Source organism: Clostridium sp. CF012 (assembly GCF_018861755.1).
In the GTDB taxonomy this organism is placed as follows: domain Bacteria; phylum Bacillota; class Clostridia; order Clostridiales; family Clostridiaceae; genus Clostridium_AD.
This window is the reverse complement of the sequence record NZ_JAHLEF010000005.1, coordinates 1-23,462: the sequence shown is the minus strand read 5'-3', so window position 1 is coordinate 23,462 and position 23,462 is coordinate 1. Positions and strand designations below refer to the sequence as shown.

Annotated in this window: 26 protein-coding genes and 1 riboswitch; of the genes, 20 read left to right on the top strand and 6 right to left on the bottom strand. The window is 31.0% G+C overall.

Annotation, left to right across the window (positions count from 1 at the left end; translation table 11 throughout):
- The first annotated feature begins 76 nt into the window (after positions 1 to 76).
- Together KPL50_RS06845 and thiT are read left to right on the top strand one after the other, a co-directional pair.
- A complete protein-coding gene (locus KPL50_RS06845) occupies positions 77 to 385 on the top strand; it encodes a PadR family transcriptional regulator (RefSeq protein ID WP_216297714.1) in 309 nt (102 codons plus the stop codon).
- Positions 386 to 467: 82 nt separating this feature from the next.
- Positions 468 to 572, top strand: a riboswitch (TPP riboswitch).
- Positions 573 to 658: 86 nt separating this feature from the next.
- Positions 659 to 1,297 (top strand): energy-coupled thiamine transporter ThiT, encoded by a 639-nt coding sequence (thiT, locus tag KPL50_RS06840; RefSeq protein WP_216297713.1) that lies wholly within the window; start codon positions 659 to 661, stop codon positions 1,295 to 1,297.
- 37 nt (positions 1,298 to 1,334) lie between these two features.
- Here the strand turns inward: thiT and KPL50_RS06835 are convergent, their stop codons facing one another.
- Both KPL50_RS06835 and KPL50_RS06830 read right to left on the bottom strand, forming a co-directional pair.
- Positions 1,335 to 1,880: a pyruvate kinase alpha/beta domain-containing protein gene (locus tag KPL50_RS06835; RefSeq protein ID WP_216297712.1), complete on the bottom strand. Its 546-nt coding sequence runs from the start codon at positions 1,878 to 1,880 to the stop codon at positions 1,335 to 1,337.
- Between the two features lie 12 nt (positions 1,881 to 1,892).
- Entirely contained in the window at positions 1,893 to 2,672 is a 780-nt protein-coding gene (locus KPL50_RS06830; RefSeq protein WP_216297711.1) for a nitroreductase family protein, read from the bottom strand.
- Positions 2,673 to 2,956: 284 nt separating this feature from the next.
- Here KPL50_RS06830 and KPL50_RS06825 point away from each other — a divergent pair, with 284 nt between their 5' ends.
- The 12 genes from KPL50_RS06825 (at position 2,957) to KPL50_RS06775 (ending at position 15,632) form a co-directional block, all read left to right on the top strand.
- Complete coding sequence (locus KPL50_RS06825) at positions 2,957 to 3,994, top strand: ABC transporter substrate-binding protein (RefSeq protein ID WP_216297710.1); 1,038 nt, start codon at positions 2,957 to 2,959, stop codon at positions 3,992 to 3,994.
- 90 nt (positions 3,995 to 4,084) lie between these two features.
- Positions 4,085 to 5,194: an ABC transporter ATP-binding protein gene (locus tag KPL50_RS06820; RefSeq protein WP_216297709.1), complete on the top strand. Its 1,110-nt coding sequence runs from the start codon at positions 4,085 to 4,087 to the stop codon at positions 5,192 to 5,194.
- Complete coding sequence (locus KPL50_RS06815; RefSeq protein ID WP_216297708.1) at positions 5,184 to 6,839, top strand: iron ABC transporter permease; 1,656 nt, start codon at positions 5,184 to 5,186, stop codon at positions 6,837 to 6,839. Before KPL50_RS06820 ends, KPL50_RS06815 begins: the two co-directional genes overlap by 11 nt.
- Positions 6,840 to 6,862: 23 nt before the next feature.
- The gene (locus tag KPL50_RS06810) at positions 6,863 to 8,548 is read left to right on the top strand and encodes a sensor histidine kinase (protein WP_216297707.1); all 1,686 of its coding nucleotides are present in this window, start codon (positions 6,863 to 6,865) and stop codon (positions 8,546 to 8,548) included.
- 3 nt (positions 8,549 to 8,551) lie between these two features.
- Positions 8,552 to 9,376, top strand: a complete 825-nt coding sequence (locus KPL50_RS06805) for a response regulator (protein WP_216297706.1) — start codon at positions 8,552 to 8,554, stop codon at positions 9,374 to 9,376.
- A gap of 217 nt (positions 9,377 to 9,593) precedes the next feature.
- Positions 9,594 to 10,538 (top strand): DUF5692 family protein, encoded by a 945-nt coding sequence (locus KPL50_RS06800; RefSeq protein WP_216297705.1) that lies wholly within the window; start codon positions 9,594 to 9,596, stop codon positions 10,536 to 10,538.
- A 295-nt stretch (positions 10,539 to 10,833) separates the two neighbouring features.
- Complete coding sequence (locus tag KPL50_RS06795; protein ID WP_216297704.1) at positions 10,834 to 11,937, top strand: alanine racemase; 1,104 nt, start codon at positions 10,834 to 10,836, stop codon at positions 11,935 to 11,937.
- 222 nt (positions 11,938 to 12,159) lie between these two features.
- Positions 12,160 to 13,215: an AI-2E family transporter gene (locus tag KPL50_RS06790; RefSeq protein WP_216297703.1), complete on the top strand. Its 1,056-nt coding sequence runs from the start codon at positions 12,160 to 12,162 to the stop codon at positions 13,213 to 13,215.
- 292 nt (positions 13,216 to 13,507) lie between these two features.
- Positions 13,508 to 13,693 (top strand): hypothetical protein, encoded by a 186-nt coding sequence (locus KPL50_RS06785; protein ID WP_216297702.1) that lies wholly within the window; start codon positions 13,508 to 13,510, stop codon positions 13,691 to 13,693.
- Positions 13,671 to 13,922 carry a hypothetical protein gene (locus tag KPL50_RS26920; RefSeq protein WP_253200490.1) on the top strand — a complete coding sequence of 84 codons (252 nt, stop codon included), beginning with the start codon at positions 13,671 to 13,673 and terminating at the stop codon, positions 13,920 to 13,922. The genes KPL50_RS06785 and KPL50_RS26920 overlap by 23 nt, the downstream gene beginning before the upstream one ends.
- Before the next feature lie 3 nt (positions 13,923 to 13,925).
- Positions 13,926 to 14,453 (top strand): methyl-accepting chemotaxis protein, encoded by a 528-nt coding sequence (locus KPL50_RS26915; RefSeq protein ID WP_309245148.1) that lies wholly within the window; start codon positions 13,926 to 13,928, stop codon positions 14,451 to 14,453.
- A gap of 426 nt (positions 14,454 to 14,879) precedes the next feature.
- Entirely contained in the window at positions 14,880 to 15,632 is a 753-nt protein-coding gene (locus tag KPL50_RS06775) for an NYN domain-containing protein (protein WP_216297701.1), read from the top strand.
- A gap of 66 nt (positions 15,633 to 15,698) precedes the next feature.
- Here the strand turns inward: KPL50_RS06775 and KPL50_RS27840 are convergent, their stop codons facing one another.
- From KPL50_RS27840 to KPL50_RS06755, 4 genes are all read right to left on the bottom strand, one after another.
- A complete protein-coding gene (locus tag KPL50_RS27840) occupies positions 15,699 to 15,836 on the bottom strand; it encodes a FeoB-associated Cys-rich membrane protein (protein ID WP_216297700.1) in 138 nt (45 codons plus the stop codon).
- Between the two features lies 1 nt (position 15,837).
- On the bottom strand, positions 15,838 to 17,784 hold the full coding sequence (feoB, locus tag KPL50_RS06765; RefSeq protein ID WP_216297699.1) for a ferrous iron transport protein B: 1,947 nt from the start codon (positions 17,782 to 17,784) through the stop codon (positions 15,838 to 15,840).
- A 134-nt stretch (positions 17,785 to 17,918) separates the two neighbouring features.
- The gene (locus KPL50_RS06760; protein WP_216297698.1) at positions 17,919 to 18,134 is read right to left on the bottom strand and encodes a FeoA family protein; all 216 of its coding nucleotides are present in this window, start codon (positions 18,132 to 18,134) and stop codon (positions 17,919 to 17,921) included.
- Positions 18,135 to 18,243: 109 nt separating this feature from the next.
- Positions 18,244 to 18,888: an AraC family transcriptional regulator gene (locus KPL50_RS06755; protein ID WP_216297697.1), complete on the bottom strand. Its 645-nt coding sequence runs from the start codon at positions 18,886 to 18,888 to the stop codon at positions 18,244 to 18,246.
- Positions 18,889 to 19,066: 178 nt separating this feature from the next.
- Between KPL50_RS06755 and KPL50_RS06750 the strand changes: the two genes are divergently transcribed.
- The 6 genes from KPL50_RS06750 (at position 19,067) to ygiD (ending at position 23,313) form a co-directional block, all read left to right on the top strand.
- On the top strand, positions 19,067 to 19,354 hold the full coding sequence (locus KPL50_RS06750; protein ID WP_216297696.1) for a DUF2325 domain-containing protein: 288 nt from the start codon (positions 19,067 to 19,069) through the stop codon (positions 19,352 to 19,354).
- Positions 19,355 to 19,975 carry an HD-GYP domain-containing protein gene (locus tag KPL50_RS06745; protein ID WP_216297695.1) on the top strand — a complete coding sequence of 207 codons (621 nt, stop codon included), beginning with the start codon at positions 19,355 to 19,357 and terminating at the stop codon, positions 19,973 to 19,975.
- Between the two features lie 58 nt (positions 19,976 to 20,033).
- Complete coding sequence (locus KPL50_RS06740) at positions 20,034 to 20,462, top strand: flavodoxin (RefSeq protein WP_216297694.1); 429 nt, start codon at positions 20,034 to 20,036, stop codon at positions 20,460 to 20,462.
- Between the two features lie 34 nt (positions 20,463 to 20,496).
- Positions 20,497 to 21,126 carry a DUF3793 family protein gene (locus KPL50_RS06735; protein ID WP_216297693.1) on the top strand — a complete coding sequence of 210 codons (630 nt, stop codon included), beginning with the start codon at positions 20,497 to 20,499 and terminating at the stop codon, positions 21,124 to 21,126.
- Positions 21,127 to 21,315: 189 nt separating this feature from the next.
- Entirely contained in the window at positions 21,316 to 22,506 is a 1,191-nt protein-coding gene (locus KPL50_RS06730; RefSeq protein WP_216297692.1) for a DNA glycosylase AlkZ-like family protein, read from the top strand.
- 30 nt (positions 22,507 to 22,536) lie between these two features.
- Complete coding sequence (ygiD, locus tag KPL50_RS06725; RefSeq protein ID WP_216297691.1) at positions 22,537 to 23,313, top strand: 4,5-DOPA dioxygenase extradiol; 777 nt, start codon at positions 22,537 to 22,539, stop codon at positions 23,311 to 23,313.
- Positions 23,314 to 23,462 lie beyond the last annotated feature (149 nt).

The window sequence follows — 23,462 nt, the reverse complement described above, 5'->3', positions numbered from 1 at the left end:
AATAGCTAAAAATGATATCTTTAATTGATATCGAAATACGATATCATAAATTAAGACTACCACAGGAGGAATTTAAATGCAAGAGCAAATTATGAGGAAACTATTTTTAGGATTCATTCATATTCATATACTACATCATGCTAAAAAGGAGCCCTTTTATGGACTATGGATGATAGAGGAACTCAAAGAACATGGATATGAAATAAGTGCAGGAACATTATATCCTATACTTCACAATCTAGAGAAAAATGGAATTCTTAAGGTTCAGGATAAAAATGTAGATGGAAAGATAAGAAAATACTACTCAATTACCTCTATGGGTGAAGATGTTCTTAAAGAAGCAAGGGAAAAGGCATATGAGCTTTTTAAAGAGATAAAAGAATAGCAACGTATAACCAACTCTTAAGAATTAATGAAAATGGTTGTAGAATGTAACATTAAGTTATATACTTAGAAAGAAATAATAAAATATGTGCTAGGGGTGCCTTATGGCTGAGATATGAATATTTAATTCATTAACCCTTATACCTGATCTGGATAATACCAGCGGAGGAAAGCGGTTATGATGTAAAATACATTAACTATATTCCTTATGTGAATATAGTTTTTTTGTTTTTAACATAATACTTCTGTAGCACAATTTGAGGAGGCTATTTAAATGAGTTTGAATGAAAGAATCACTGAAATCACAAAAAGTCCTATTGCCATTTTTGCACTATTAGGGGTGTTTTTATTAATCTTTGCGGTACTTAAAATTAGAAAAATTAAATTTACTACACGAATGATAACTTTAGTTGGGTTATCTATCGCACTAGCTACCGTATTACAATTTATTACAATATTAAAATTACCCCAAGGTGGTAGTGTTACTGCTGGAAGTATGGTTCCCATAATACTTATAGCATTTTTTTATGGCCCGGAAGTTGGGTTTTTAACGGGCTTTTTATTTGGAATTATTAATTTTATGGTGAGTCCATTTGCACTTCATCCTGTGCAAGTACTATTCGATTATCCACTCCCTTTTATGGCTATCGGAATAGTTGGTTACTTTAGAGCCTTTAGTATTAAAGGAATACTTGGTGGAGTATTCATAGCAATGTTTGCAAGATTCGCCTGCCATTTTATATCTGGGGCGGTATTCTTCGGAAGCTATGCGCCAAAGGGAACCTCTGTTTATCTATACTCCCTTTTATATAATGGTTCATACATGGGAGTGGAAACGGTTATTACACTTGTGATTATAGGAATTCTCCCTTTAAAACGCTTGTCAAAGATGGTGTTAAATAACACCTATTAAAACTGAAGGTGCCGCCCACATGGGTGGCACTTTTAAATTACCACTGCGCTGGCTTACAAATTATTTCTTTGATTTTAGTTTCTAATATAGTAGAACTATGCGCAGGTCTAAGAATTATAGCAGTATCAGCACCACGCCCAGTACCCGATATTGATATAATATCAGTATCATAAGGTATCATCCCACCATCTAAGGCCATTGTAGATATTTCCACTCCAACTTTAACGCCTTGACCCAGCATTCGTAAAGAATAAGCCATAACTTCAATGGGAGATATTCCACCAAACTTATTAGAAAGACTTCTCTCAGCGCCAGATAACGCATGGGTTGAAGTATAAACCACAAACCCATAGCTTTCTAATTCTATTCTTGTTTGCTCAGACATTTCCTGAGTGCCCGCTTTTTTAAACCCATTTACATGAGTAACTACAACTATGTTTATTCCACAATCCTTAAGCAGTCCAGCAGTTTCTCCTTCATTTGATGCTACTACTATATAATTAATTCCTTTTTCTTTAGCAGCCTTAACTGCAAGTTCTACTGTTTGTTTTGTGTTATCTTTTCCACATTTTTCAAAATACATTATGTCACTCCCTTATAATTTTTTCCCATTCCATATTTTTAAAACTTCTTTAATAGATCTTGCCATTTCTACAGAGAAATCTGCCCCGGTTTTAAAGGCATAATGCATTTGCGCATAATTATCTGCATTAAATTTATTGCCAACTATAGGTCGATTGTTTAGTGTTTTGTGCATATCTTGAATATCCTCTTCCGATAGGGTCTTGTACTCTTCATTAAATACCACATATTTTTGTGAAAATCTATCTCTTGGCTTAACATTATGATCCTCTGGGTAATAACCAAGGCATAGCATAGCTGCAGGAAATGCGAATTCAGGTAATTTTAGAAGCTCTTTATGAAACTCATACTTCTCCATTATATCACCAATATAGCAGGAGCCGATTCCTATAGCTTCCGCTGCTACTACTGCATTTTGTGCCGCGATTATTGCATCTCCTATAGCTAGAAAAAGGCTTGCTTCTGAGGGAGCTAAATATTCCAGGTTGTTTTTCTCACAATATTCCAGTACGTTATTTACCTTATAGTATTCAAACCATTTTTGATAATCAGCAACAAAAATTAAAACTAGGGGTGCTTTTGCTATAAAAGGCTGATCGTCACAGCTTTTGCTGAGTATCTCTTTTTTTTCATTATCCTGAACTACAATTATAGAGTAAGTCATCATATTTCCAGCAGTAGGGGCTCTCATAGCTCCTTCTAAAATATACTGCAAATCCTCTGGAGTTATGGACTTATCAACATACTTTCTTAGGGAAGTTCTATCATTTAATAGTTTTAGTGTTTCATTCATAAAAAAAACCATCCTTTCTATATTTTAAATTATCACATCACCTAATAGTATTTGTATATGTTTTATTATAATAATACTATAACATTTCATGGTACAAATTAACAATATGTTCTAAAGATTAAGTGTTACATCCCTATATTTTAGGGTAAACAGCTGATTAATTAATTTATGTAGTTCATTTTTAAGTATATTATTCCCGTTTTTCAGGATTGTTGATTATTTATAATTATGTTAACATTTAGTTAATAGATAAACGTTTACATAAAAAACAGGGGGGTTAATTAATGAAAAAAGCAGTATCGATTTTAATGGCATCTTTAATGGTAATATCTTTAAGTGCATGTGGAGCAAAAAAGGAGACAGCAAAAGAGGGAGTAGTAGCAACTAAAAAGGTATCGGATAAGTTAACAGTCTATTCTCCACATCCAATAGAATTTATTGACCCAGTAGTTAATGAGTTTGAAAATCAGACAGGAATTAAGGTTGAGGTTGTAGCAGCAGGAACAGGAGAACTCCTAAAGAGAATTGAAGCAGAGGGACAAAATCCATTAGGAGATATTCTATGGGGAGGGTCATTATCTACTTTAGAACCAAAAAAGGATTTATTTGAAAAATATCAATCTATAAATGAAAAAGATGTTGTTGATGATTATAAAAATAACGACGGTCAAATTACAAGGTTTACTGTTATACCAAGTGTTATCATGATTAATAAAAATCTTATAGGAAAGATTAAAGTTGAAGGCTTTAAGGATTTATTAAATCCAGAGTTAAAAGGCAAAATAGCTAATGCAGATCCATCGAAATCCTCTTCTGCTTTTGAACATGTAATAAATCATTTATATGCTATGGGAAATGGAGATCCTGAAAAGGGCTGGGACTTCGAAAAAGCATTAACAAAAAATTTAGATGGTAAGCTTTTAAGTGGTTCTTCAGCAGTTTATAAAGGGGTAGGGGATGGAGAATATACAGTAGGATTAACCTTTGAAGAGGCAGCAGCAAAATATGTAAAAGATGGTGCACCAGTTTCTATAGTTTATCCTATAGAGGGAACTATTGCAAAAGCTGATGGTGTGGTTATTATAAAAAGTGCTAAAAACATGGAAAATGCTAAGAAGTTTATTGATTACGTTACTAGTAAGGAAGGTCAAATACTAATAGTTAATAAATTAAATAGACGTTCAGTTAGAAAAGACGTTCCAGCAGTAGAAGGACTTAAACCACTAGATCAAATTAAGATAATAAAAGATGACGAAGCATGGCTTAAAGAAAATAAACAAATGATTTTAGATAAATATAAAGATATATTTACAAGCAACTAAAAAATGAGCCCCTGGGACTTTTAAATATAATATTATTAAAAAGTCCTAGGGATTTTTTATAAAATTTTGAATTAGGAAGGAGATTAAACCATGAGTACATCCATTGAATTTATAAATATAGTAAAAAGATATGATGATATTACAGTAATTCCTAAGCTTTCACTTAAGATTAAAGAGGGAGAATTTTTTACACTTCTAGGACCATCAGGTTGTGGGAAAACAACTCTTTTAAGAATGGTAGCTGGATTTAACTCAATTGAAGAAGGCGAGATTACTTTTAACGGAGCGGTAATCAATAATATTCCAGCACATAAAAGAAATATAGGTATGGTGTTTCAAAACTATGCAATATTCCCTCATATGACAGTATCAGAAAATATTGAATATGGGCTTAAGCTTAGAAAACATAGTAAGGAAGAAGCAAAGAAAAAATTAGAGGACATTTTAAAGGTTGTAAAAATATATGAATATAAGGATAGATCACCAGATAAGCTTTCAGGAGGACAACAGCAACGTGTTGCACTAGCAAGGGCCATTGTAATTCACCCAACTGTATTACTTATGGATGAGCCTCTATCTAATTTAGATGCAAAACTTAGAATAGAAATGAGAAGTGCTATAAGAGAAATACAAAAAAATATAGGAATAACTACAGTATATGTAACTCATGATCAAGAAGAAGCACTTGCCATATCAGATAGAATAGCTATTATGAACAAAGGTGTTATTCAACAAATTGATACACCTCGAAAGATTTATTTAAGACCATTAAATGTATTTGTTGCTACATTTATAGGTCACTCTAATATATTTGATGGAAAAATGCTTGTAAAAGAGGGAAAGAATTGCATTATATTTGAAAATGGATATAGTGTGCCTATGGATAATTTAAGTAGTGAAGCAAAAAATGGAGAAGAAATTCAAATATCAGTTAGACCAGAGGAATTTATAATAAGCAATAATAGTGATGGAATTAGAGGCATAGTTTACTTTAATACATTCCTTGGGAAATATATAAATTACGAAGTAAAACTTGATAATGGGGAAATAATTGAACTAACACAAGATACTAGTACTAACGATATTTTCTATGAAATTGGACAAGAGATATATCTGGAAGTAAACAATAAGAAAATCAATATTTTTAATAAGGAAGGGAATATAAGTCTTATCACTGGAGTGGAAAAATATGAAAAATAAAAAAATGAGATTTGATTTTTGGACAGTAGTAATTATAATTTCTTTTTTACTATTTTCTATATTTTTAATTTATCCATTAGGATCACTATTTATGACTAGTTTTCAGGATGTGGAGACCGGGAAATATACCTTAGATAATTTTGCTAAGTTTTTCACAAAGAAATACTATTATGGAACACTTATAAATAGTTTTACTATAAGTATTATTGTAACCCTACTCGCCATTTTAATTGGTGCTCCCTTAGCTTATATCATGACTACAGTGAAAATTAAATTTAAATCAATTATAGAGGTACTCATTATTATATCTGTATTATCTCCACCTTTCATAGGAGCATATTCATGGATATTACTACTTGGAAGAAATGGAGTAATAACGAATTTCTTCTTGCATAATTTAGGAATACATCTTCCTAGTATTTATGGATTTAAAGGAATTTTACTAGTATTTACCTTAAAATTATTTCCATTTATATATTTGTATGTTTCAGGAGCACTAAAGAAAATAGATGTTTCACTTAGTGAAGCTGCAGAAAGTTTGGGATGCGGTGGAGTTAAAAAAGTATTTACTATTATATTACCACTTATACTTCCCACAATAATGGCAGGTTCATTATTGGTATTTATGAATTGTCTTGCTGATTTTGGAACACCAATGCTCATAGGTGAAGGTTTTAGAGTTATGCCAGTTTTAATATATTCAGAGTTCGTATCAGAGGTAGGCGGTCAAGCGAATTTTGCAGCGGCACTAAGTACACTGATGGTACTTATAACTGCACTTATTTTTATAGGACAAAAATATATAGTTAATAGAAAATCATATGTAATGAACTCATTAAAGCCTATATCTGCTAAAAAGGTTACGGGCTACAAGAATGCTTTTGCACATGTATTTGTTTATATTATTGTAGCGCTAGCTGCAATTCCGCAAGTAACAGTAATATACACCTCTTTTTTAAAGACAAGTGGGTCAATGTTTGTTAAGGGATTTTCACTAAATAGCTACAAGATCGTATTGTCGAAACTTGGTAATTCGATTTTGAATACCTATGTATATGGTATAATAGCTATAGTAATTATAATAATACTAGGAATGTTTATATCTTACGTATCTATACGTAGGAAAAGTGCGTTGACCTCTTTATTAGACACATTAACCATGTTCCCATATATTATTCCAGGGTCTGTATTAGGTATTACACTATTATTAGCATTCAATAAAAAACCAATGGTGCTTAGTGGTACTTTTGTTATAATCATAATTGCATTTGTTTTAAGAAGACTGCCTTATACCATTAGATCGAGTGCAGCAATATTATTGCAACTAAGTCCAAGTCTTGAAGAGGCATCAATAAGTTTAGGATATTCTGAAATGAAAACCTTCTTTAAGGTTACTGCAATTATGATGTTGCCAGGGGTATTTGCAGGAGCAATTTTAAGCTGGATAACAGTAATAAATGAATTAAGTTCTTCAATTATTTTATATACAGGTACTACAAGAACATTATCAGTTGCCATATATACAGACGTTATAAGAGCAAGCTATGGTACAGCAGCTGCACTATCGAGTATATTGACGGCTACAACTATTATTTCACTTATAATTTTCTTTAAAGTAACAGGTAAGAAAGAGATAAGTTTATAAAAAACCAATAGGAGGACTTGCGTATGAAAAATATTAAAAGAAAATTTTTCAAGGAAGAAATAAGAAAAACTTTTATATTATACGCATTGACTCCTATTATAATTTTGTCTTTTATTTTTTATAATTTATTATTTTGGTATAGCAGTAAAATCATTGAGAAAAGCAATGAAAAATATAATTCTAGTATATCAAAGGTTATCAGCAAAGAGTTTTTAAGTTATAAAACAGAAGTAGATGATTTAGTAAAATGGGAGGAAATAAAAAAAGTACTTTACAATCAACATGGCGAAGCTATAATATATGAGAAATTATATAATACAGTTAATAAGCACAATATAAGAAGTGTTTTTTATATTTTCAACGGGAAAGGCGAGGTTTTAATAACCAATGATAAAGGTGAGCCTCAATACTCTAAAAGCGATGACTTATTTATGGGTGGAGTTTTTAAAAAGATGAAAGACAATGCTAATAAATCAGTTATGATGCTTAATAGAGCTCAACTTGATGTAAATACAAGAACTGTATACTCCATAGGGAAGGCTATTACTGATGATAATAACCAAGTTATGGGGTTTATTGTCTTTGATATTTTAGAAAACGAGTTGAACAAAATAGTGCACAGCAGTACCAATCATCATGCTGTAATAACGGATAGATATAATAATAATATAGTTTCTACTAATAATGCACTTTTAGATGGTATAGGTAAATTGAAGCCATTTTTGGATAAGGAAAATAACTATGTATTTAGTAACCCTATAATAGAAGGTAATATATACATTTATACTATTACCTACCTAGACTTTATAAAGAATATCTATTTCATAGGTGAAATGTTTTTGATTTTAATATTTTTGATTTTAGTGTTTTCTATGCTATTTATCGCTAAAAAAATAGCTATAAGTAAGACAATATCAATTGACAAATTGTTATCTGCCATTAAAAGTGTTCAAGAGGGAAATTTGGACACCGTTGTATCAATAAGCTCAAATGATGAATTTCAAGTTATAGGTCAGTATTGTAATGAGATGATAATAAAAATAAATGAGCTTGTAGAAAAAAATAAGGAAGAGGCAAGAAGAAATGCTCTGTCAGAGCTCAAGCAGCTAGAAGCACAATTTAATCCCCACTTCTTATTTAATACCCTTGAAATGCTTAAATATATGATAAAAATAGATGAGAAGAGTTCTACCAAAATCATTGTTTCCATGGCTAACCTGTTAAGATATAGTATTAATACAAATTTTAATAAGGTTAAAATAGTGGATGATATAAAATATATAGAGGATTATCTCATAATACAAAAGTTTAGATTTGAAGACAATTTCGATTTTCTAATTAATTTAGATGAGGTCGCAGAAAAATGTCTGATTCCAAAGCTTGTAATACAACCTATTATAGAAAATAGTATAAAATACGGATTTGAAACAAAAGAGTATTTAAAAATAAATATAGACTGTAGGATTGAAAAAAACAATTTGGTAATATCCATTTTGGATACTGGAGAGGGCATGAGTTATGAAAAACTATCTGAGTTATCAAAATTCATGGATAAAGATGAAAATAGCACAAACCACATAGGACTTTACAATGTACAAAAAAGAATTAACCTTATGTATGGCAGGTCGTACGGTATAAATATATATAGTAAACTTCATGAGGGTACGGAAATAGTTATAAACCTCCCAGTCCATGAAAGTGAGGAGTAAATTATGATTAAAGTGCTTATTGTAGAGGATGAAAATTTAATAAGAAAAGGATTAATCAATACAATTGACTGGCTTAGTATGAATTGTATCATTGCAGGGGAAGCATCAAATGGAAAAGAAGGACTAAAATCTATTATAGAAATCAAGCCGGATTTAGTCATTACAGATATTAAAATGCCAATAAAGAATGGTATGGATATGCTAGAGGAAGCTAATGGTATTTATGATTTTGAAAAGATTATTTTGACTAGTTATGGAGAATTTCCCTATGCAAAGAAAGCTATAGATTTAAAAGTCTTTGACTATGTACTAAAACCAATTGATGAGGATAAATTTAAAGAGATCATTTTAATAGTTGTGAATAAAATTCATGAGAAAAAAATATATAATGAATTTAAAAACTGTATCAAGGACTACAAAAATATTGATGTTCTAAATTTGGAGTACTATTTAAAATCAAATAAAAAAAGATCTCATTATACAGAGGCTGCAATCGCCTATGTAAAAGATAATTATTCGAAAAAAATTACTATTGAGGATGTTTCAGAAAAATTAGCAGTAAGCGCAAGCTATCTAAGTAGAAATTTAAAAGAGCATACAAATCAAACATTTCATGATTTTTTAAATAGATATAGAGTACAAAAGTCAATCGAACTACTTATGACTGGTGAGTATAGGGTTTACGAGATATCTTCATTTGTAGGGTTTACTGATTATAAACACTATTCTACTGTATTTAAAAAATATATAAAAGCTTCACCCTTAGAGTTTGTTAAAGCTAATTTATACATTAAAGATGGCAATGAAAATGAAGAAGAGTCAAAATAATTTATAGAACCAGTTAAAGTGATGTAGATTCACTTTGACTGGTTACTTTTTATTTCAATGACTCGGAAAACAGACTGTGTATTGTAAAAGAAGAAAACGTGATAAATTATTATATAAAACGTTTACAATTACAAATTTTGGTGTTAAAATTATAACGATAAATGGTAAATTTGAAATAATAACCATTTTTGAAAAAAACTAATTGGGGGGCTATATTATGTTTTTATTTCAATCAATACCTTGGTACTCTGCTCTAATGTGGATTGGAGTTGTTGCAGCTCTGATGCTTGTAAATGAGTTGGCTCGAAGAAATAAATGGTTTACTCTATTAATTTTTTTGGCATTACCAGCAGTGTTACCGTTTACGGTATGGAATCATACTGCAGGGGCAGGTTCAAGTGTAGGGACTTGGTTCCATTGGGCAAAAGTATATTCAGCACTGGCAGGATGCTTAGGATTTTTGGCTCTAAGATTCGTAAAAGGCTGGAGCAAAAAAAAATATCTGTTGATGTTTCCTGCACTTATTCTATCATTAAACATTATGGAAGCTGTTGTTCGTGATTTTCAATGTTATAGCTTAAATGGTTTAGTAGATGGGGTTGTCATGGTTGGTGGTTCTTGGAATATAATGAATGGTATTGCTGGTATTTTAAATATTATTACTATTTCTGGTTGGGTTGGCATTTTTATAGGTAGTGATAAGAATAAAGATATGTTGTGGCCGGATCAACTCTGGTTTTGGATTATTGCATATGATCTTTGGAACTTTGCTTATGTTTATAACTGTGTTTCCGATCATGCGTTTTATGCCGGTGCAGCACTATTAATTTCTTGTACTATTCCAGCTTTCTTCATAAAAAAGGGTGCATGGCTACAACATCGAGCACAAACACTAGCAACTTGGATGATGTTTGTAATGTGTTTCCCAGGGTTTGTTGATACTTCAATATTTGCTGTTAAATCAAGTCATAATAAATCGGCATTATGGATTGTTAGTGCTTTGGCCTTAGCCTCTAATATAGCAGTATTTATATATCATTTCTATAAGGTAGCTAAATACAAACGTAATCCGTTTAAAGAAGAAGTGCATACAGATTTAAAAGATTATAAACTTATTATTAGTGAGAATCAATATATAACAAATAAACAAATAAATATGTAATTATATAATAAAATGTACCATCTCAATAACATATAATTTAGTTTAATTAACTTAATTATAGTGGATAGATTGAGATGGTACATTTCTCTTGTTACATAGTTAAATTTAGTAATTGTAGACCATGCACCTTTTTTAGATTGCATTTCTATTTATAGCCATTATATTAAATCTGCTATAACTTATTTAAATTATTCTTATTATGGGATATACTATTAATAAGTTAATGCCAATAAGCTACATACAATGTATAAAGAAAAAGGACTGGTATAATAATTTTTTAGGTGGAGGTAGTTGTATGAATGAAAAAACTTATTCAGAGTTTAAATATCCAATGCTTGAAATAAATTTGAAGCATGTATATGAAAACATAAAATCCATGGTTGATTTATGTAAGTCGCAGGGGGTTAACGTTACGGGAGTGGTTAAGGGGTTTAATGCAATGCCAGAGGTTGTGAAGCAGTTTGAACGGGCAGGATGTAGCTATTTAGCAACTTCAAGAATGGACCAAATAATTAAACTAGTGGAATATGGTATAGAGACGCCTTTTATGATGATTAGAATTCCAATGTTTAGTGAAATAAAAAAATTGGTTGAATTTGCTTCTGTCAGCCTAAATTCTGAATTAGAAACATTGAATATGATTCAAAAGGAATGTGAATTGCAAGGCAAAAACCATAAGGTGATTTTAATGCTTGACCTTGGAGATTTAAGAGAAGGTGTATTTGATGAGGAAGAATTCATTAAATTAGCAGAATATGTTGAAAATAATCTTAAAAATGTTGAGATATATGGAGTAGGGACTAATTTAGGTTGTTATGGATCAATAAGGCCTACACAAGAAAATTTAGGAAGACTTTGTGATATTACAGAAATAATTGAAAGTAAAATAAATAGGAGATTAGAAATGATTTCTGGAGGTGCTACAAGTTCATTACCACTATTAATAGATGGTGATATGCCTAAAAGAGTAAATAATTTAAGAATAGGCGAGGGAATACTATTAGCAGTAGATTTAGAAGAATTTTGGGGATACGATATGAAACATATGCATAAGGATGCTTTTGTACTAAAAGCTCAAGTTGTGGAAATAAAATGTAAACCTACGCATCCTGTGGGGGAAGTATTTATTGATGCTTTTGGAAATAAGCCAACCTATGAGGATAATGGAATAAGAAAAAGAGCGTTACTTGCAGTGGGAAAGCAGGATTTTGGTTTGCAAGATAATCTAATTCCACAAAAACAAGGTGTTAAAATTGTGGGAAGCAGTTCTGATCATTTAATTATTGATATTGAAGATTGCGTTGAAATTAAATTAGGTGATATACTTGATTTTAGAATGTACTACTCACAAATGATGTATTTAAGTGGATATGCAGCCATACCAAAGGTTTTCATATAAGGCTGAGGATGTTACATAGAATGAAGAAAAGATAAGATGAAATTGGTTTTTTGCAATAGATTTTATAACAAAAAAGTATGCTAAATCAGTAAAATTAGCATGCTTTTTTTATTTACCTAAAAAACTACTCTTATTAACGTTTAAAATGTATCTATTATGAATAAGTGCATAGCTACATGCTCAAACTATGTTGTATGTACTAAACGTAGGAAGTGGGTAGTTATGTTAAAAAATAACATGTTAAAAAATTTACTGATTATTAATCTGTTTTTTTTGAGTTTACTTCTTTTTGGTAAGATGTTTTTTGTTCATAGACTTATAAGAATACTTTTTAAATCATTTTTAACTCCATTAATATTTTCTCTTTTTTTGTTTTATATTATAAAACCATTAAATACGATTTTTATTAAGAATGGATTAAAGCCAAGTATCTCAGCTCTATTAACATTAATACTGGGACTATTTATTGCCGCAGGTGGTATAACTTTTTTTAGTAATTATATCGCAAATCAGTTTGCTGGAACAATAGAAGAACTAACTAATATTGTGAAAAACCAAAACTCTATTAATCAAATGATGAATAAAATTAGTAACTATATACCTACTGATGAGATTAATAAGGCCTTTACCAATATAGTTAATATTTATACGAAGAATTTGGTTAATACCCTTATGTTTGCAGTAAAGTATGCATTACACACATTTTCAACGCTATTGCTTATGTTGGTAATATTATTTTATTTACTTAAAGATGGTACTAAATTTAAAGATAGAATTATGTGCATAATCCCTGAAAAGTATAAAAAAAATGTATCGAAAATTCTTTCAGAGAGTGATACGGTTTTGGGCGCCTATGTTACGGGCCAAGCAAAAGTGGCTCTTGCTTTATCCACTATGATATTTATTGGCTATAAAATTATAGGTATTCCCAATGCTCCGCTTTTCGCATCAATAACTTTTATTTTGGCGTTTATTCCTTTTATAGGTTTTTTTATTTCCATGATTATTCCCTCAATTATTGCTTTGAGCATGGGATTTATTATGATAGGAAAACTTGTAATTGTGTTCATCGTTGTGCAGACTTTAAAAGGGAGAGTTGTTGTTCCTGCAATTATGTCTCATGCAATGAAAATACATCCTTTAACTGACATATGCTTAGTAATAGGTGCAGTTGCAGTAGGAGGACCTTTGGCAGCCTTTGCGGTTGTGCCTATTTACGCTATCCTTAAAGTAATAATATCTAACTTGTATGAATGCCATATAATTAAAAAAAATTAATAAATAACTTGTTTTGGTAGTAAATTTGAACAAAAAAAGACTAGCAGAAATACTGGAATCTCATGGTATGCTTAAAATAGTAGATGAATACTTACTAAAGTTTTTGCATAATATACGATAACAGTAATATATATACATAAATCTATTTAAAATGGGTGAGAATGATGGCGGAGCTTTTGACTACAGCTTTATCAAGGCAGTAGTCTTTTAATTTGGATATTTCTCTAGCTGCACTAAGTAATTTCAATTCCAATATGAAGTGTTAGTTTGACAATAAAGGGGGGCTTAAAAAATGAAAAGTATTAAAACGAGAATTATAACATTTATATGTTTAATAGTCTTAGTTGTGCTTTGTTTTTCTACATTTACAGGATATCTGATTTCTAATAAATTAATATTAAAAGAAGCTACCAACAATCTAGTAGTAACTAGTGAGAAGTATTCAAGTATAATTGATGGATGGTTATTACTTCACTGAAAAAATTGTAAGTTTTGCAAAAGAAATTGATAATGCTGTCCACAGCACTAATTTAGTTAAAGAATACTGGAATAAAACAGATGATATAAACAATAAAGGTATAAAATCTATGGAATTACTTTCACACAAGTTTAAGGAAAACGATAAAGCTATAGGTGAACTAGAAGTCAATATAAATCTCCTCTCCAGTAAATCAAGCTTTATTGGAGAAATTATAAATAGTATATAAGCTATAGCAAAGCAGACTAATTTACTTGCACTAAATGCAGCTATAGAAGCTGCAAGAGCTGGAGAAAGTGGAAAAGGCTTTGCAGTAGTAGCTGATGAAGTTAGAAAATTAGCTGAACAAACGGCTAATTCAACAAATGAAATAAGTAGTTTGGTGGAAGAAATTCAAAATGAAATAAGGGGAACCAAAACTAATATGGATAATGCTTCAAACATAAATATTGAAGCTAACAAAGCCATGGAGGGAGCAGAAAGTGCCTTTACCTATATTAAGTCATCTATTAAAGATACAGTAATACAAATAGAGGAGCTTAGTAATAATATTAAAACTGTAAATGATAATAAAAATATAGTTTTAGAAGCAATACATGATATTTCAGCTGTTTCAGAAGAAACAGCTGCGGCTACAGAGCAGGTTAGTGCTAGTGTTCAAGAGCAATCTATGGAAATGGAAAATGTAGCACGAGCATCAGAAAAATTAAAGAGCGTATCGCAAATACTTGATTTAATAGTAGGTGAGTTTAAGTTGTAGAAGTGAAGATTATAAAAAAGCATAAGCAGGTATAAAATTCATTTTTAGAGAACAATTTGATGGAAAGCTTTCATGATTTAATAAAAACACTATGAATAATTATTGAATTTCAATAATCCTTCATAGTGTTTTTTAAAATATAATATTTAGAAAATGTTAAATAATTAATTTGTAAATGTATCGAATATTGAAAATAAAACATACTATTGATGACATAAAATATAAGTTGTCAATAACTGATAATCTAATTATTTATATTTCATTTAAAAGAAATTATGCGTGATTACAATAATTATATAAATTAAGAAGGAATATTTAGGATTTTGTAGAATTCTATAGAATAGTATGTTATTTTAAAGTAATGAGTATGAGTATTATATTTTCTGCAAAATAGTTTAAAGACATTAAGGTGTGAAGGAGATAAAAATGGAAAAGGATAAAAAAATAGCAGTTTTGATTGATGCTGACAATGTATCTGATAAATATATAAAGTATATAATTGATGAAATTTCAAATCATGGAACACCTACATATAAAAGAATTTATGGAGATTGGACCAAGCCTCAACTAGCTTCCTGGAAGAATGTATTGCTTAATTATTCTATTAGTCCAATACAACAATACAGTTATACCACAGGTAAAAATTCAACAGATGCAGCCCTTATAATTGATGCCATGGATATACTCTATTCAAAGAATGTTGATGGCTTTTGCATTGTGTCTAGTGATAGTGACTTTACTAAACTCGCAGCAAGACTTAGGGAGGCTGGTATGTATGTTATCGGCATGGGAGAAAAGAAAACACCTACACCTTTCATCTCAGCTTGTGAGAAGTTTAAATATCTTGAAGTATTAGCTTCAATGTCGCCCAAAAATACCGAAACAACTACTACTAAAGGAATACAAATACAAGAAGAATCTAAGCTTGGTATGACAAGTACCGATAAATTAGTAGAGGCTATTAAAACTATTATAACTGAGATTTCAGATGAAGACGGCTGGGCATTTTTAGGTGAATTGGGTAGCACTCTTAATAAGAGATATCCAGATTTTGATACAAGAAACTATGGCTATACAAAGCTCACACCTTTTGTAGCTTCCTTAAATCATTTTGAGATTAGATCAACAAAAACAAGCAATCCAAGTATAAGTCTAAAATATATAAGAAATAAAGAATAAAGTATAAAAGAGGCTATGCATCAAATTTTAAATTTGATGCATAGCCTCTTTTATATTTTATGAAAATTAGCGTTTATTGCACTTGCTTTTATCAGAGCAACTGCTGCCACAACTGCATTTATTATTTTTGGTATCAGTATAAACTTTTTTAAAAGCTATTATTATAATACATGCAAAAACTAAACCAACTATTATATTACCCATATTACATTTCAACTCCTAACTGCGCACGTTTAGAATCCGCTTTTCTAATGGTTATAACAAGAAAAGTTGCGGTAATAACAGCTATTCCTATAGATGGTATAAGACCTGCTGCTGGTTTACCGTATACTATAAGTGACCCAATTTGGTTTACTAGCATGGCTAAAGTGTATCCAACACCAAATTGGAAACCCAGAGCCTTAAATAACCATTTTTTTGAACCCATTTCCGAATTCATAGCTCCAATTGCTGCAAAGCAAGGAGGGGTAAATAGATTAAATACAAGGTATGCAAAAGCAGTTACTGGTGTAAAAAATTGTGTTAATACACCTCCAGGCAAATGTAATGCCTCTTCTGAAGTCACAGCCAGTAATACAGCAAATGTTGCAACAATATTTTCTTTTGCAATAAAACCGGTTATGGCTGCAGCTGCAAGCTGCCATCCAACAAATCCAAGAGGAATAAAAATCGGAGAAACTACCGACCCAATTGAAGCAAGTATACTTGAACTCTGGTCTATTACAGGGCTAAGATTCCAGCTATATGCCTGTGCGAACCATACTAAGGTGTTACACACAAGTACAATTGTTCCAGCTTTAATAATAAAAGCTTTTGCTTTGTCCATCATTTGAAGAAAAGCATATTTTAAACTAGGAAATTTATAATCAGGAAGTTCCATAATAAATTGAGAGGTGTTGTCCCATACGAAAATTTTCTTAAGTAGAAGTCCGGCAAGTACAATAACTGTAATCGCGATGATATACATACTAGGTCCAACCCAAGAATTCTTAGGAAAAAATACAGCTACAAACAGAGCAATAATTGGGAGTTTAGCACCACAAGGTACAAAAGGAGTAAGAATTGTAGTCATTCTCCTTTCATTAATATCTTCTATAGTTCTCGTTGCCATAACACCGGGAATAGCACAACCAGAACCTACAATCATTGGTATAATAGATTTTCCAGATAATCCGATCTTTTTGAAAAACCGATCCATTACTACTGCTACTCTAGCCATATATCCACAGTCTTCAAGTAGTGATAAGCAAAAGAATAATACCATAACCAGAGGTAAAAACCCTACAACAGCTCCAACACCACCGATGGCACCATCTACAATAAGGGCTTGCAATAGTGAATTAACCCCCAGGCCCTGTAAAAAAGCATTCGCTGCCTTTGGAACAATTTCTCCAAACACTACATCATTAAAGTATCCTGATAAGTACCCACCTAGCCCTTCAATAGAAAATGCGAATACTGCCCACATGATCACGAAAAATATAGGCAGACCTAACCATTTATGTGCTACAACTCTATCTACTTTATCAGAAAAGGTGATCTTGCTAGCATCTCTTTTCTTAACCTGAGATTTTAGGGCTATTCCATCTACAAACTTTTGTCTTGCCAGATCGGAATCACTATCTGCAAAAACTGGCGCAATTTGAGGTTTCTTCTCCTGGCCCAGCTTAACAGCTTCATTAATTAAATTTAATAACCCATCCTCAGAGGTGGCAGTAGTAGCAATAACTTTACAATTTAATTCACTACTTAAAAGATTTATATCTATAATATCTCCTCTTTTGGATATAATATCATTTTTATTAAGAGCAATGATTACCGGGATTCCCAGTTCTAGAAGCTGAGTTGTAAAAAATAAACTTCTACTAACGTTGGCACCATCAACAATATTAATAATTACATCTGGAGCTTCGTCTAAGATAAAGTCTCTAGTAATTGCTTCTTCACCAGTAAAGGGTGAAATAGAATATGTACCTGGAAGGTCAACGATTTTAACATCAAGACCCTTGGAATTATACTTTTTCTTAAGATCTGATTCCTTCTTTGATACAGTAACGCCAGACCAGTTTCCTACATGCTCCGATTTCCCTGTAATCCCATTGTATAGTGTAGTTTTCCCTGAATTTGGATTACCAGCTAATGCTATTTTCATAGAAAATTCCTCCTCATTATATAAATTCATTTAATATTAATAATCATTATCAATTGTAGAGCAAAAATAATATGCTATGTACTTTATAGCATATCAATGACATTATATTAAATAAAAAAAATTAACAACATATCTTATGTACATATCGTAATAGATTTTGCCATATTTTCATCAAGCGCATATCTACTATCTTTAATATTTACCACATAGTTTCCTGCAAGTTTCGAAATAAGAGTGATTTCTTCGCCTTCAAAACATCCCAAAGTAAAAAGAAATTTTTTAACCTTTTCTTTACCTTCAACTTGTTTAATATTAAAAGTATCGCCGATTTTTGCTTTTGATAATAACATGATACATCACCCTTTCTTGTAGCTTACCTACTAATTTACTTCTCACTGATAAAGAATATCATTTACAACTGAAAATGTCAATAGATTGATAATGAAAATTAATAATTTATTATCGGGTCCTTTTTCTATATTCATTAGGCGAAGTACCTACATATTTTTTAAAGGTGGTAGAAAAATGACTTTGACTATTAAATCCACATTTAAAGGAAACTATTTCTATAGGACTGGAGGAATTATCTAAGAAATCTTTGGCTGCATTTATTCTACATATATTTACATATTCGCAAAATTTAAAACCAGTATTCTCTTTAAAAAGGTAACATAGATAGTTACTGCTTATATGAATGTGAGCTGCAACTTTGTCTAAACTTATCTTGTTTTCAATATTTGTGTGAATATAAGTAAGTGCATTTTTTATAATTTCATTATTTGATATTACATTATCATTATGTATGAATTCTATGTAGCCCTTAATAATTTTTTCTCCTAGTGTCATTAACTCCTCTTTTGAGAGGCATTTATCTATGAGATCGTGGTTAACACTGCATGAATCCTCTAGGGATATTGAACTGTTGATACAGAAATAAGTGTATACAAAGATGTTAATTGAATATAGCAGTTTTTTTAATTCATTTGGGTTATGTGATAAATGTAATAGCGTTCTTATCTTTTTTATGTAAAGGGATTTGGCATTTTCTAAATTGTTATCTCTAATATTTGTGGCCAGTTCAGTATGATTTAGTAAAGTATTCATAATATCTCCTTAATATTCTTAAAAAATATAGTAATAATTTTAATAAAAATATAGCTTATTTATATTATAATACAAATAAGAACGATAATCAATATCAATAAGTATGAGGACAAATGTAATACAAGTGTTAAATAAAAATAGAGATTAAGTATGTGAATTAATTTAAGGGGTGAGTTTTATGAGTATTTTAGTTGTGGGAGGGGATAGGATAGAAAATATTATTCAGAAATTATCTGAAAATGGATTTTCCGAGATACAACATATAAGTGGAAGAAAACCTGGAGATAAAAAAATTAAATTATCCTATGAAACGGATTTAGTATTAGTTTTAGTAGATTTTATAAATCATTCATTAATGAATATTATTAAAAAAGAATCTAAAAAATATGGTGTGCAAATAACTTTTTCTAAGCGTTCATGGATACACATAGCAAACAATATTCACAATTGTATTAAGGGGATATAAATGTTTAGAGAAGTGTTACCTAAATTTAGCGAGAGTGAAATATTTCATGACATAATTGAAAGCTTAGTGGCGGCACTTGAAGCTAAAGATAATTACACAAGTGGTCATTCGGAAAGAGTCGCATCAATGAGTTATGAACTGTCAAAAGGCTTTGGAATTAAAGGGGTTGACCTTGAAAATATTCATATAGCTGCGCATTTACATGATATAGGTAAAATAGGAGTTCCAGATAAAGTCTTAAACAAAAAAGGGAAGTTATTACCTGATGAATGGGAATTTATAAAAATGCATCCTAAAATAGGATATAATATTTTAAGCAAATCAATAAGGTTAAAGTATATAAGTGAAATTGTTCTTTATCACCATGAAAGATGGGATGGGAAAGGTTATCCAGAGGGATTAGCTGGAATTAATATACCACTAGGGGCAAGGATAATTGCAGTATGCGATTCAATTGATGCTATGACATCTGATAGGCCTTATAGAAAAGCTATGGGTTTTGAAGAATGTATTAATGAAATAATTATTAATACAGGATTAATGTTTGCTCCTGATATAGTTCAATATATTGTAGACAACATGAATGCTGCAAGAAAGTATTTAGATTCTAAAAACAGATAATTTAACTAAGTGAGTATTTAATATAGAAGTACATATTTAAAATATGAGGAGGAAAAAAATGAAAAATATAGTTGTTATTTATTGGAGTGGAACAGGGAGTACAGAGGCTATGGCAGAATGGATTATGGAAGGTTCCCAAAAAGGAGATACAAACGTTAGACTACTTAATGTAGGAGACGCAAATGTGGAGGATGTTTCAAAGGCAGATGCAGTAGCATTTGGATGTCCATCTATGGGAGCTGAGGAGCTTGAGGAATCAGAAATGGAACCATTTATTGAGTCAATTGCCAGCGTGGTAAATGGTAAAAATATTATATTGTTTGGTTCTTATGGATGGGGTAATGGAGAATGGATGACTGATTGGCAAGAGAGAATGGAAGGATATGGTGCCAAGGTTATAGTAGATGGACTTATAATTAATTATGCTGCGGATAGTGAAGGCATAGAAAAGTGCAAGGAAATTGGTGAGTTGTTGTCGAAAGCTTAAAAAGTTCCAGTATGAAGTTAATGGAGGTTGTTTTATGAAAACAGAAGAGATAAGTAAACTTTTAAAGATTGTAAATGAATATGATGAACTGGAGTATTTATTTTCAGTAATAATACGTAATGCTGCACCAACTATAAGAAAACATAAGACATCCTCTTTAATTAATTTTAGTAATAGTAATAGAAATTTAAATAACATATGGGAAAAATATAAAAATGAAGTTAAAGGTAAGCTAGATGTTGATTACTTTGAATTAAAAAAAGATGAAACAACTACTCTTGTACTATTTTATAATAGTGAAAAAATTAATTTAAGTATTCGGGATAATAAAAATATGGAGTTCTTAAAAAGATTTGGATACAATGAAGACATGGATGCTGCGCAATGTTTATTATTACTCGGCAGAAGATTCCAATACATGTGCCCTCATGAAATTGGAATTTTCCTAGGATATCCTATAGAAGATGTAACATCCTTTGTTGACTGTCCCAATACTAAATGTAAATTGGTAGGTTATTGGAAGGTATATCATGATATTGAAAGTGCAGAAGTTATTTTCAGTAAGTATGATGAAATAAAACATGCAATTATACAACTAATGATGAGAGGGATGAAACCCACAGAACTATTAAAGAAAAGTACATTAAATTTAGTGACCATCTAAGCTCTTGATTTCTCAAGAGCTTTTTTTGATTTCAAATAAATAAATCACCTAAAAATGTTATGCAACCAATTATTTAATATATGTTAATCCATGTCAAAAAAAAATCATTTGTGATACACTGAGTATATGAAATTAATGACGATTTTAACCTGATAAACAAATGCAATAAAGTAGAAGGTGAGAAACATTATGAAATCAGTAAATCTTACAAATAAACAAGCTCGAGAGTTTATTTTGCTAAAGCAAGGGTTAATGGGACAACATAAATTTATTGAAGAAAAGGGCGTTTGTGACTATATTAAACAGGCAGGGTGTATTCAGTTTGACCCCATTGATGTTTGTGGTAAAAATGCAGAATTGGTATTGCAATCAAGAATAGAAGGCTTTACTAAAGATATGCTTTATAAGCTTTTATACATAGACAGAAAACTTATAGATTACCTTGATAAGAACATGTCTATATTCAGTATAGAGGACTGGAAATACTTCGCGAGGCTCAGGGCCTCTTACCTTGGATATGGTAGAAGCATGGAGCAGGTAAATGCTGTCTCAGAAGAGATAAAGTTAATTATTAAAGAAAAAGGGTTTGCCTCTTCAAAAGATATTAATTTAAAAGAGAAGGTTGACTGGGCTTGGAATCCTACTACATTATCCAGGGCAGCCCTTGAAACTATGTATTTTCGTGGAGAGCTAATTATTCATCATAAAAAAGGAACAATTAAGCAGTATTCTCTTGCGAGGGATCACATAGATAATGAAATTCTGTCTGCTAGTGATCCAAATTTAACGCAGGAAGAATATCTGGAGTGGCAAATTCTAAGACGTATTGGTGCAGTTGGAATGCTCTGGAATAAGCCATCAGACGCATTGCTTGGAATTGGTAGCTTAAAAGCGGCTAATCGAAAAATGATATATCAGAAATTATTTCAAGAAGACGAAATTATAGAAATTCTAATTGAAAATATATCTGATAGTTTTTATTGCTTGTCCGGGGATAGACCCCTCATTGACAGGGTGTTGCGTGATAATGAGTTCAAGTGGAGAACAGAGTTTATTGCACCTCTTGATAATATGCTTTGGGATAGAAAGCTAATAAAAGTGATTTTTAATTTCGACTACAAGTGGGAAATATACACGCCTACTCTTCAGAGAAAGTATGGTCATTATGTTTTGCCTGTATTGTCTGGAGAAAGGTTTATTGGTAGGATAGAAATAGTAAATGATAAAAAGCTAAAACAACTTATAGTGAAAAATTTCTGGTTTGAGGATGATATTGTAAACCCTGATAAATTTGTTGAGAATATTTATGACTGTATTAAAAGATTTTCTGAATTTAATAATTGTGAAGAGATAAAATTAGAGTGTCAAATAGGTCAGTAATTTATAATATAGAGAGGAAGGTAATTATAAATGAATAAAAAAATGCCTGTATTATTTATTGGACATGGTAGTCCCATGAATGCAATTTTAGACAATTCCTATACACAAGCTATTTGTAAATCAATAGAAAATATACCAAAGCCAGAAGCAATTTTAGTGATTTCTGCCCATTGGGAGACCAATGGTACTTACATTACAGCCAGTGATGCACCTAAACAGATTTATGACTTTTATGGTTTTCCGGAAGAACTTTACAATATCAAGTATAACCCAACTGGTTCTAAAAAATATGCGCAGATGGTAGCCATGGAACTTGTGGATTCGAATGTTATGCTAACGCAGGAGTGGGGGCTAGACCATGGTGCTTGGTCCGTACTGACCCATATGTATCCAAAGGCCGATATACCTGTGTTTCAAATGAGTTTAAATAGGTTAGGGGATGAGAATTACCATTATAACCTTGGCAGAAAATTATCAGCGCTTCGTGAAAAAGGAATTTTAATAATAGGAAGCGGGGACATAGTGCATAACCTAAGAATTATGAATTATGATATGGATGCAGCACCCTTTGAGTGGGCAACTGAATTTGATGATTACATTTCGGAAGCTATTGTAAGTAGAATGCATGATAATATTATATCCTATGAAAAATTAGGCAAAACAGCTAAATTATCTGTACCTACAAAGGAACATTATCTACCATTACTTTATATAGCGGGACTGCAAGAAGAAGCAGATGAAGTTAAGTTTATATATAAAGGGATACAACATAGTTCTATGTCTATGACCAGTATACAAATTGGGTAAAACTAAGGAGCAATTAAAATAAAAGAAAAGGCTGTGAAGTTAATAAAGTGGACCCTGTGTCAAGGACATTCTAAAAAAAGAGCCTTAAAAATACCCTAATATCATATTTTCTGATATTAGGGTATTTTTTTAAACTTTTATAGGGTACT

What these genes read in the sequence shown, in the direction of transcription:
- KPL50_RS06825 (WP_216297710.1), top strand. Translation starts at nt 2,957, where the DNA reads ATGAAAAAAGCAGTATCGATTTTAATGGCATCTTTAATGGTAATATCT.
- KPL50_RS06740 (WP_216297694.1), top strand. Translation starts at nt 20,034, where the DNA reads ATGAAAAATATAGTTGTTATTTATTGGAGTGGAACAGGGAGTACAGAG.
- KPL50_RS06815 (WP_216297708.1), top strand. Translation starts at nt 5,184, where the DNA reads ATGAAAAATAAAAAAATGAGATTTGATTTTTGGACAGTAGTAATTATA.
- KPL50_RS06755 (WP_216297697.1), bottom strand. Translation starts at nt 18,888, where the DNA reads ATGAATACTTTACTAAATCATACTGAACTGGCCACAAATATTAGAGAT.
- feoB (WP_216297699.1), bottom strand. Translation starts at nt 17,784, where the DNA reads ATGAAAATAGCATTAGCTGGTAATCCAAATTCAGGGAAAACTACACTA.
- KPL50_RS06795 (WP_216297704.1), top strand. Translation starts at nt 10,834, where the DNA reads ATGAATGAAAAAACTTATTCAGAGTTTAAATATCCAATGCTTGAAATA.
- KPL50_RS06835 (WP_216297712.1), bottom strand. Translation starts at nt 1,880, where the DNA reads ATGTATTTTGAAAAATGTGGAAAAGATAACACAAAACAAACAGTAGAA.
- KPL50_RS06750 (WP_216297696.1), top strand. Translation starts at nt 19,067, where the DNA reads ATGAGTATTTTAGTTGTGGGAGGGGATAGGATAGAAAATATTATTCAG.
- KPL50_RS06830 (WP_216297711.1), bottom strand. Translation starts at nt 2,672, where the DNA reads ATGAATGAAACACTAAAACTATTAAATGATAGAACTTCCCTAAGAAAG.
- KPL50_RS06820 (WP_216297709.1), top strand. Translation starts at nt 4,085, where the DNA reads ATGAGTACATCCATTGAATTTATAAATATAGTAAAAAGATATGATGAT.
- KPL50_RS06745 (WP_216297695.1), top strand. Translation starts at nt 19,355, where the DNA reads ATGTTTAGAGAAGTGTTACCTAAATTTAGCGAGAGTGAAATATTTCAT.
- KPL50_RS06730 (WP_216297692.1), top strand. Translation starts at nt 21,316, where the DNA reads ATGAAATCAGTAAATCTTACAAATAAACAAGCTCGAGAGTTTATTTTG.
- KPL50_RS06810 (WP_216297707.1), top strand. Translation starts at nt 6,863, where the DNA reads ATGAAAAATATTAAAAGAAAATTTTTCAAGGAAGAAATAAGAAAAACT.
- KPL50_RS06845 (WP_216297714.1), top strand. Translation starts at nt 77, where the DNA reads ATGCAAGAGCAAATTATGAGGAAACTATTTTTAGGATTCATTCATATT.
- KPL50_RS26920 (WP_253200490.1), top strand. Translation starts at nt 13,671, where the DNA reads ATGGATGGTTATTACTTCACTGAAAAAATTGTAAGTTTTGCAAAAGAA.
- ygiD (WP_216297691.1), top strand. Translation starts at nt 22,537, where the DNA reads ATGAATAAAAAAATGCCTGTATTATTTATTGGACATGGTAGTCCCATG.
- KPL50_RS06760 (WP_216297698.1), bottom strand. Translation starts at nt 18,134, where the DNA reads ATGTTATTATCAAAAGCAAAAATCGGCGATACTTTTAATATTAAACAA.
- KPL50_RS06800 (WP_216297705.1), top strand. Translation starts at nt 9,594, where the DNA reads ATGTTTTTATTTCAATCAATACCTTGGTACTCTGCTCTAATGTGGATT.
- KPL50_RS06805 (WP_216297706.1), top strand. Translation starts at nt 8,552, where the DNA reads ATGATTAAAGTGCTTATTGTAGAGGATGAAAATTTAATAAGAAAAGGA.
- thiT (WP_216297713.1), top strand. Translation starts at nt 659, where the DNA reads ATGAGTTTGAATGAAAGAATCACTGAAATCACAAAAAGTCCTATTGCC.
- KPL50_RS06785 (WP_216297702.1), top strand. Translation starts at nt 13,508, where the DNA reads ATGAAAAGTATTAAAACGAGAATTATAACATTTATATGTTTAATAGTC.
- KPL50_RS06790 (WP_216297703.1), top strand. Translation starts at nt 12,160, where the DNA reads ATGTTAAAAAATAACATGTTAAAAAATTTACTGATTATTAATCTGTTT.
- KPL50_RS06775 (WP_216297701.1), top strand. Translation starts at nt 14,880, where the DNA reads ATGGAAAAGGATAAAAAAATAGCAGTTTTGATTGATGCTGACAATGTA.
- KPL50_RS06735 (WP_216297693.1), top strand. Translation starts at nt 20,497, where the DNA reads ATGAAAACAGAAGAGATAAGTAAACTTTTAAAGATTGTAAATGAATAT.
- KPL50_RS27840 (WP_216297700.1), bottom strand. Translation starts at nt 15,836, where the DNA reads ATGGGTAATATAATAGTTGGTTTAGTTTTTGCATGTATTATAATAATA.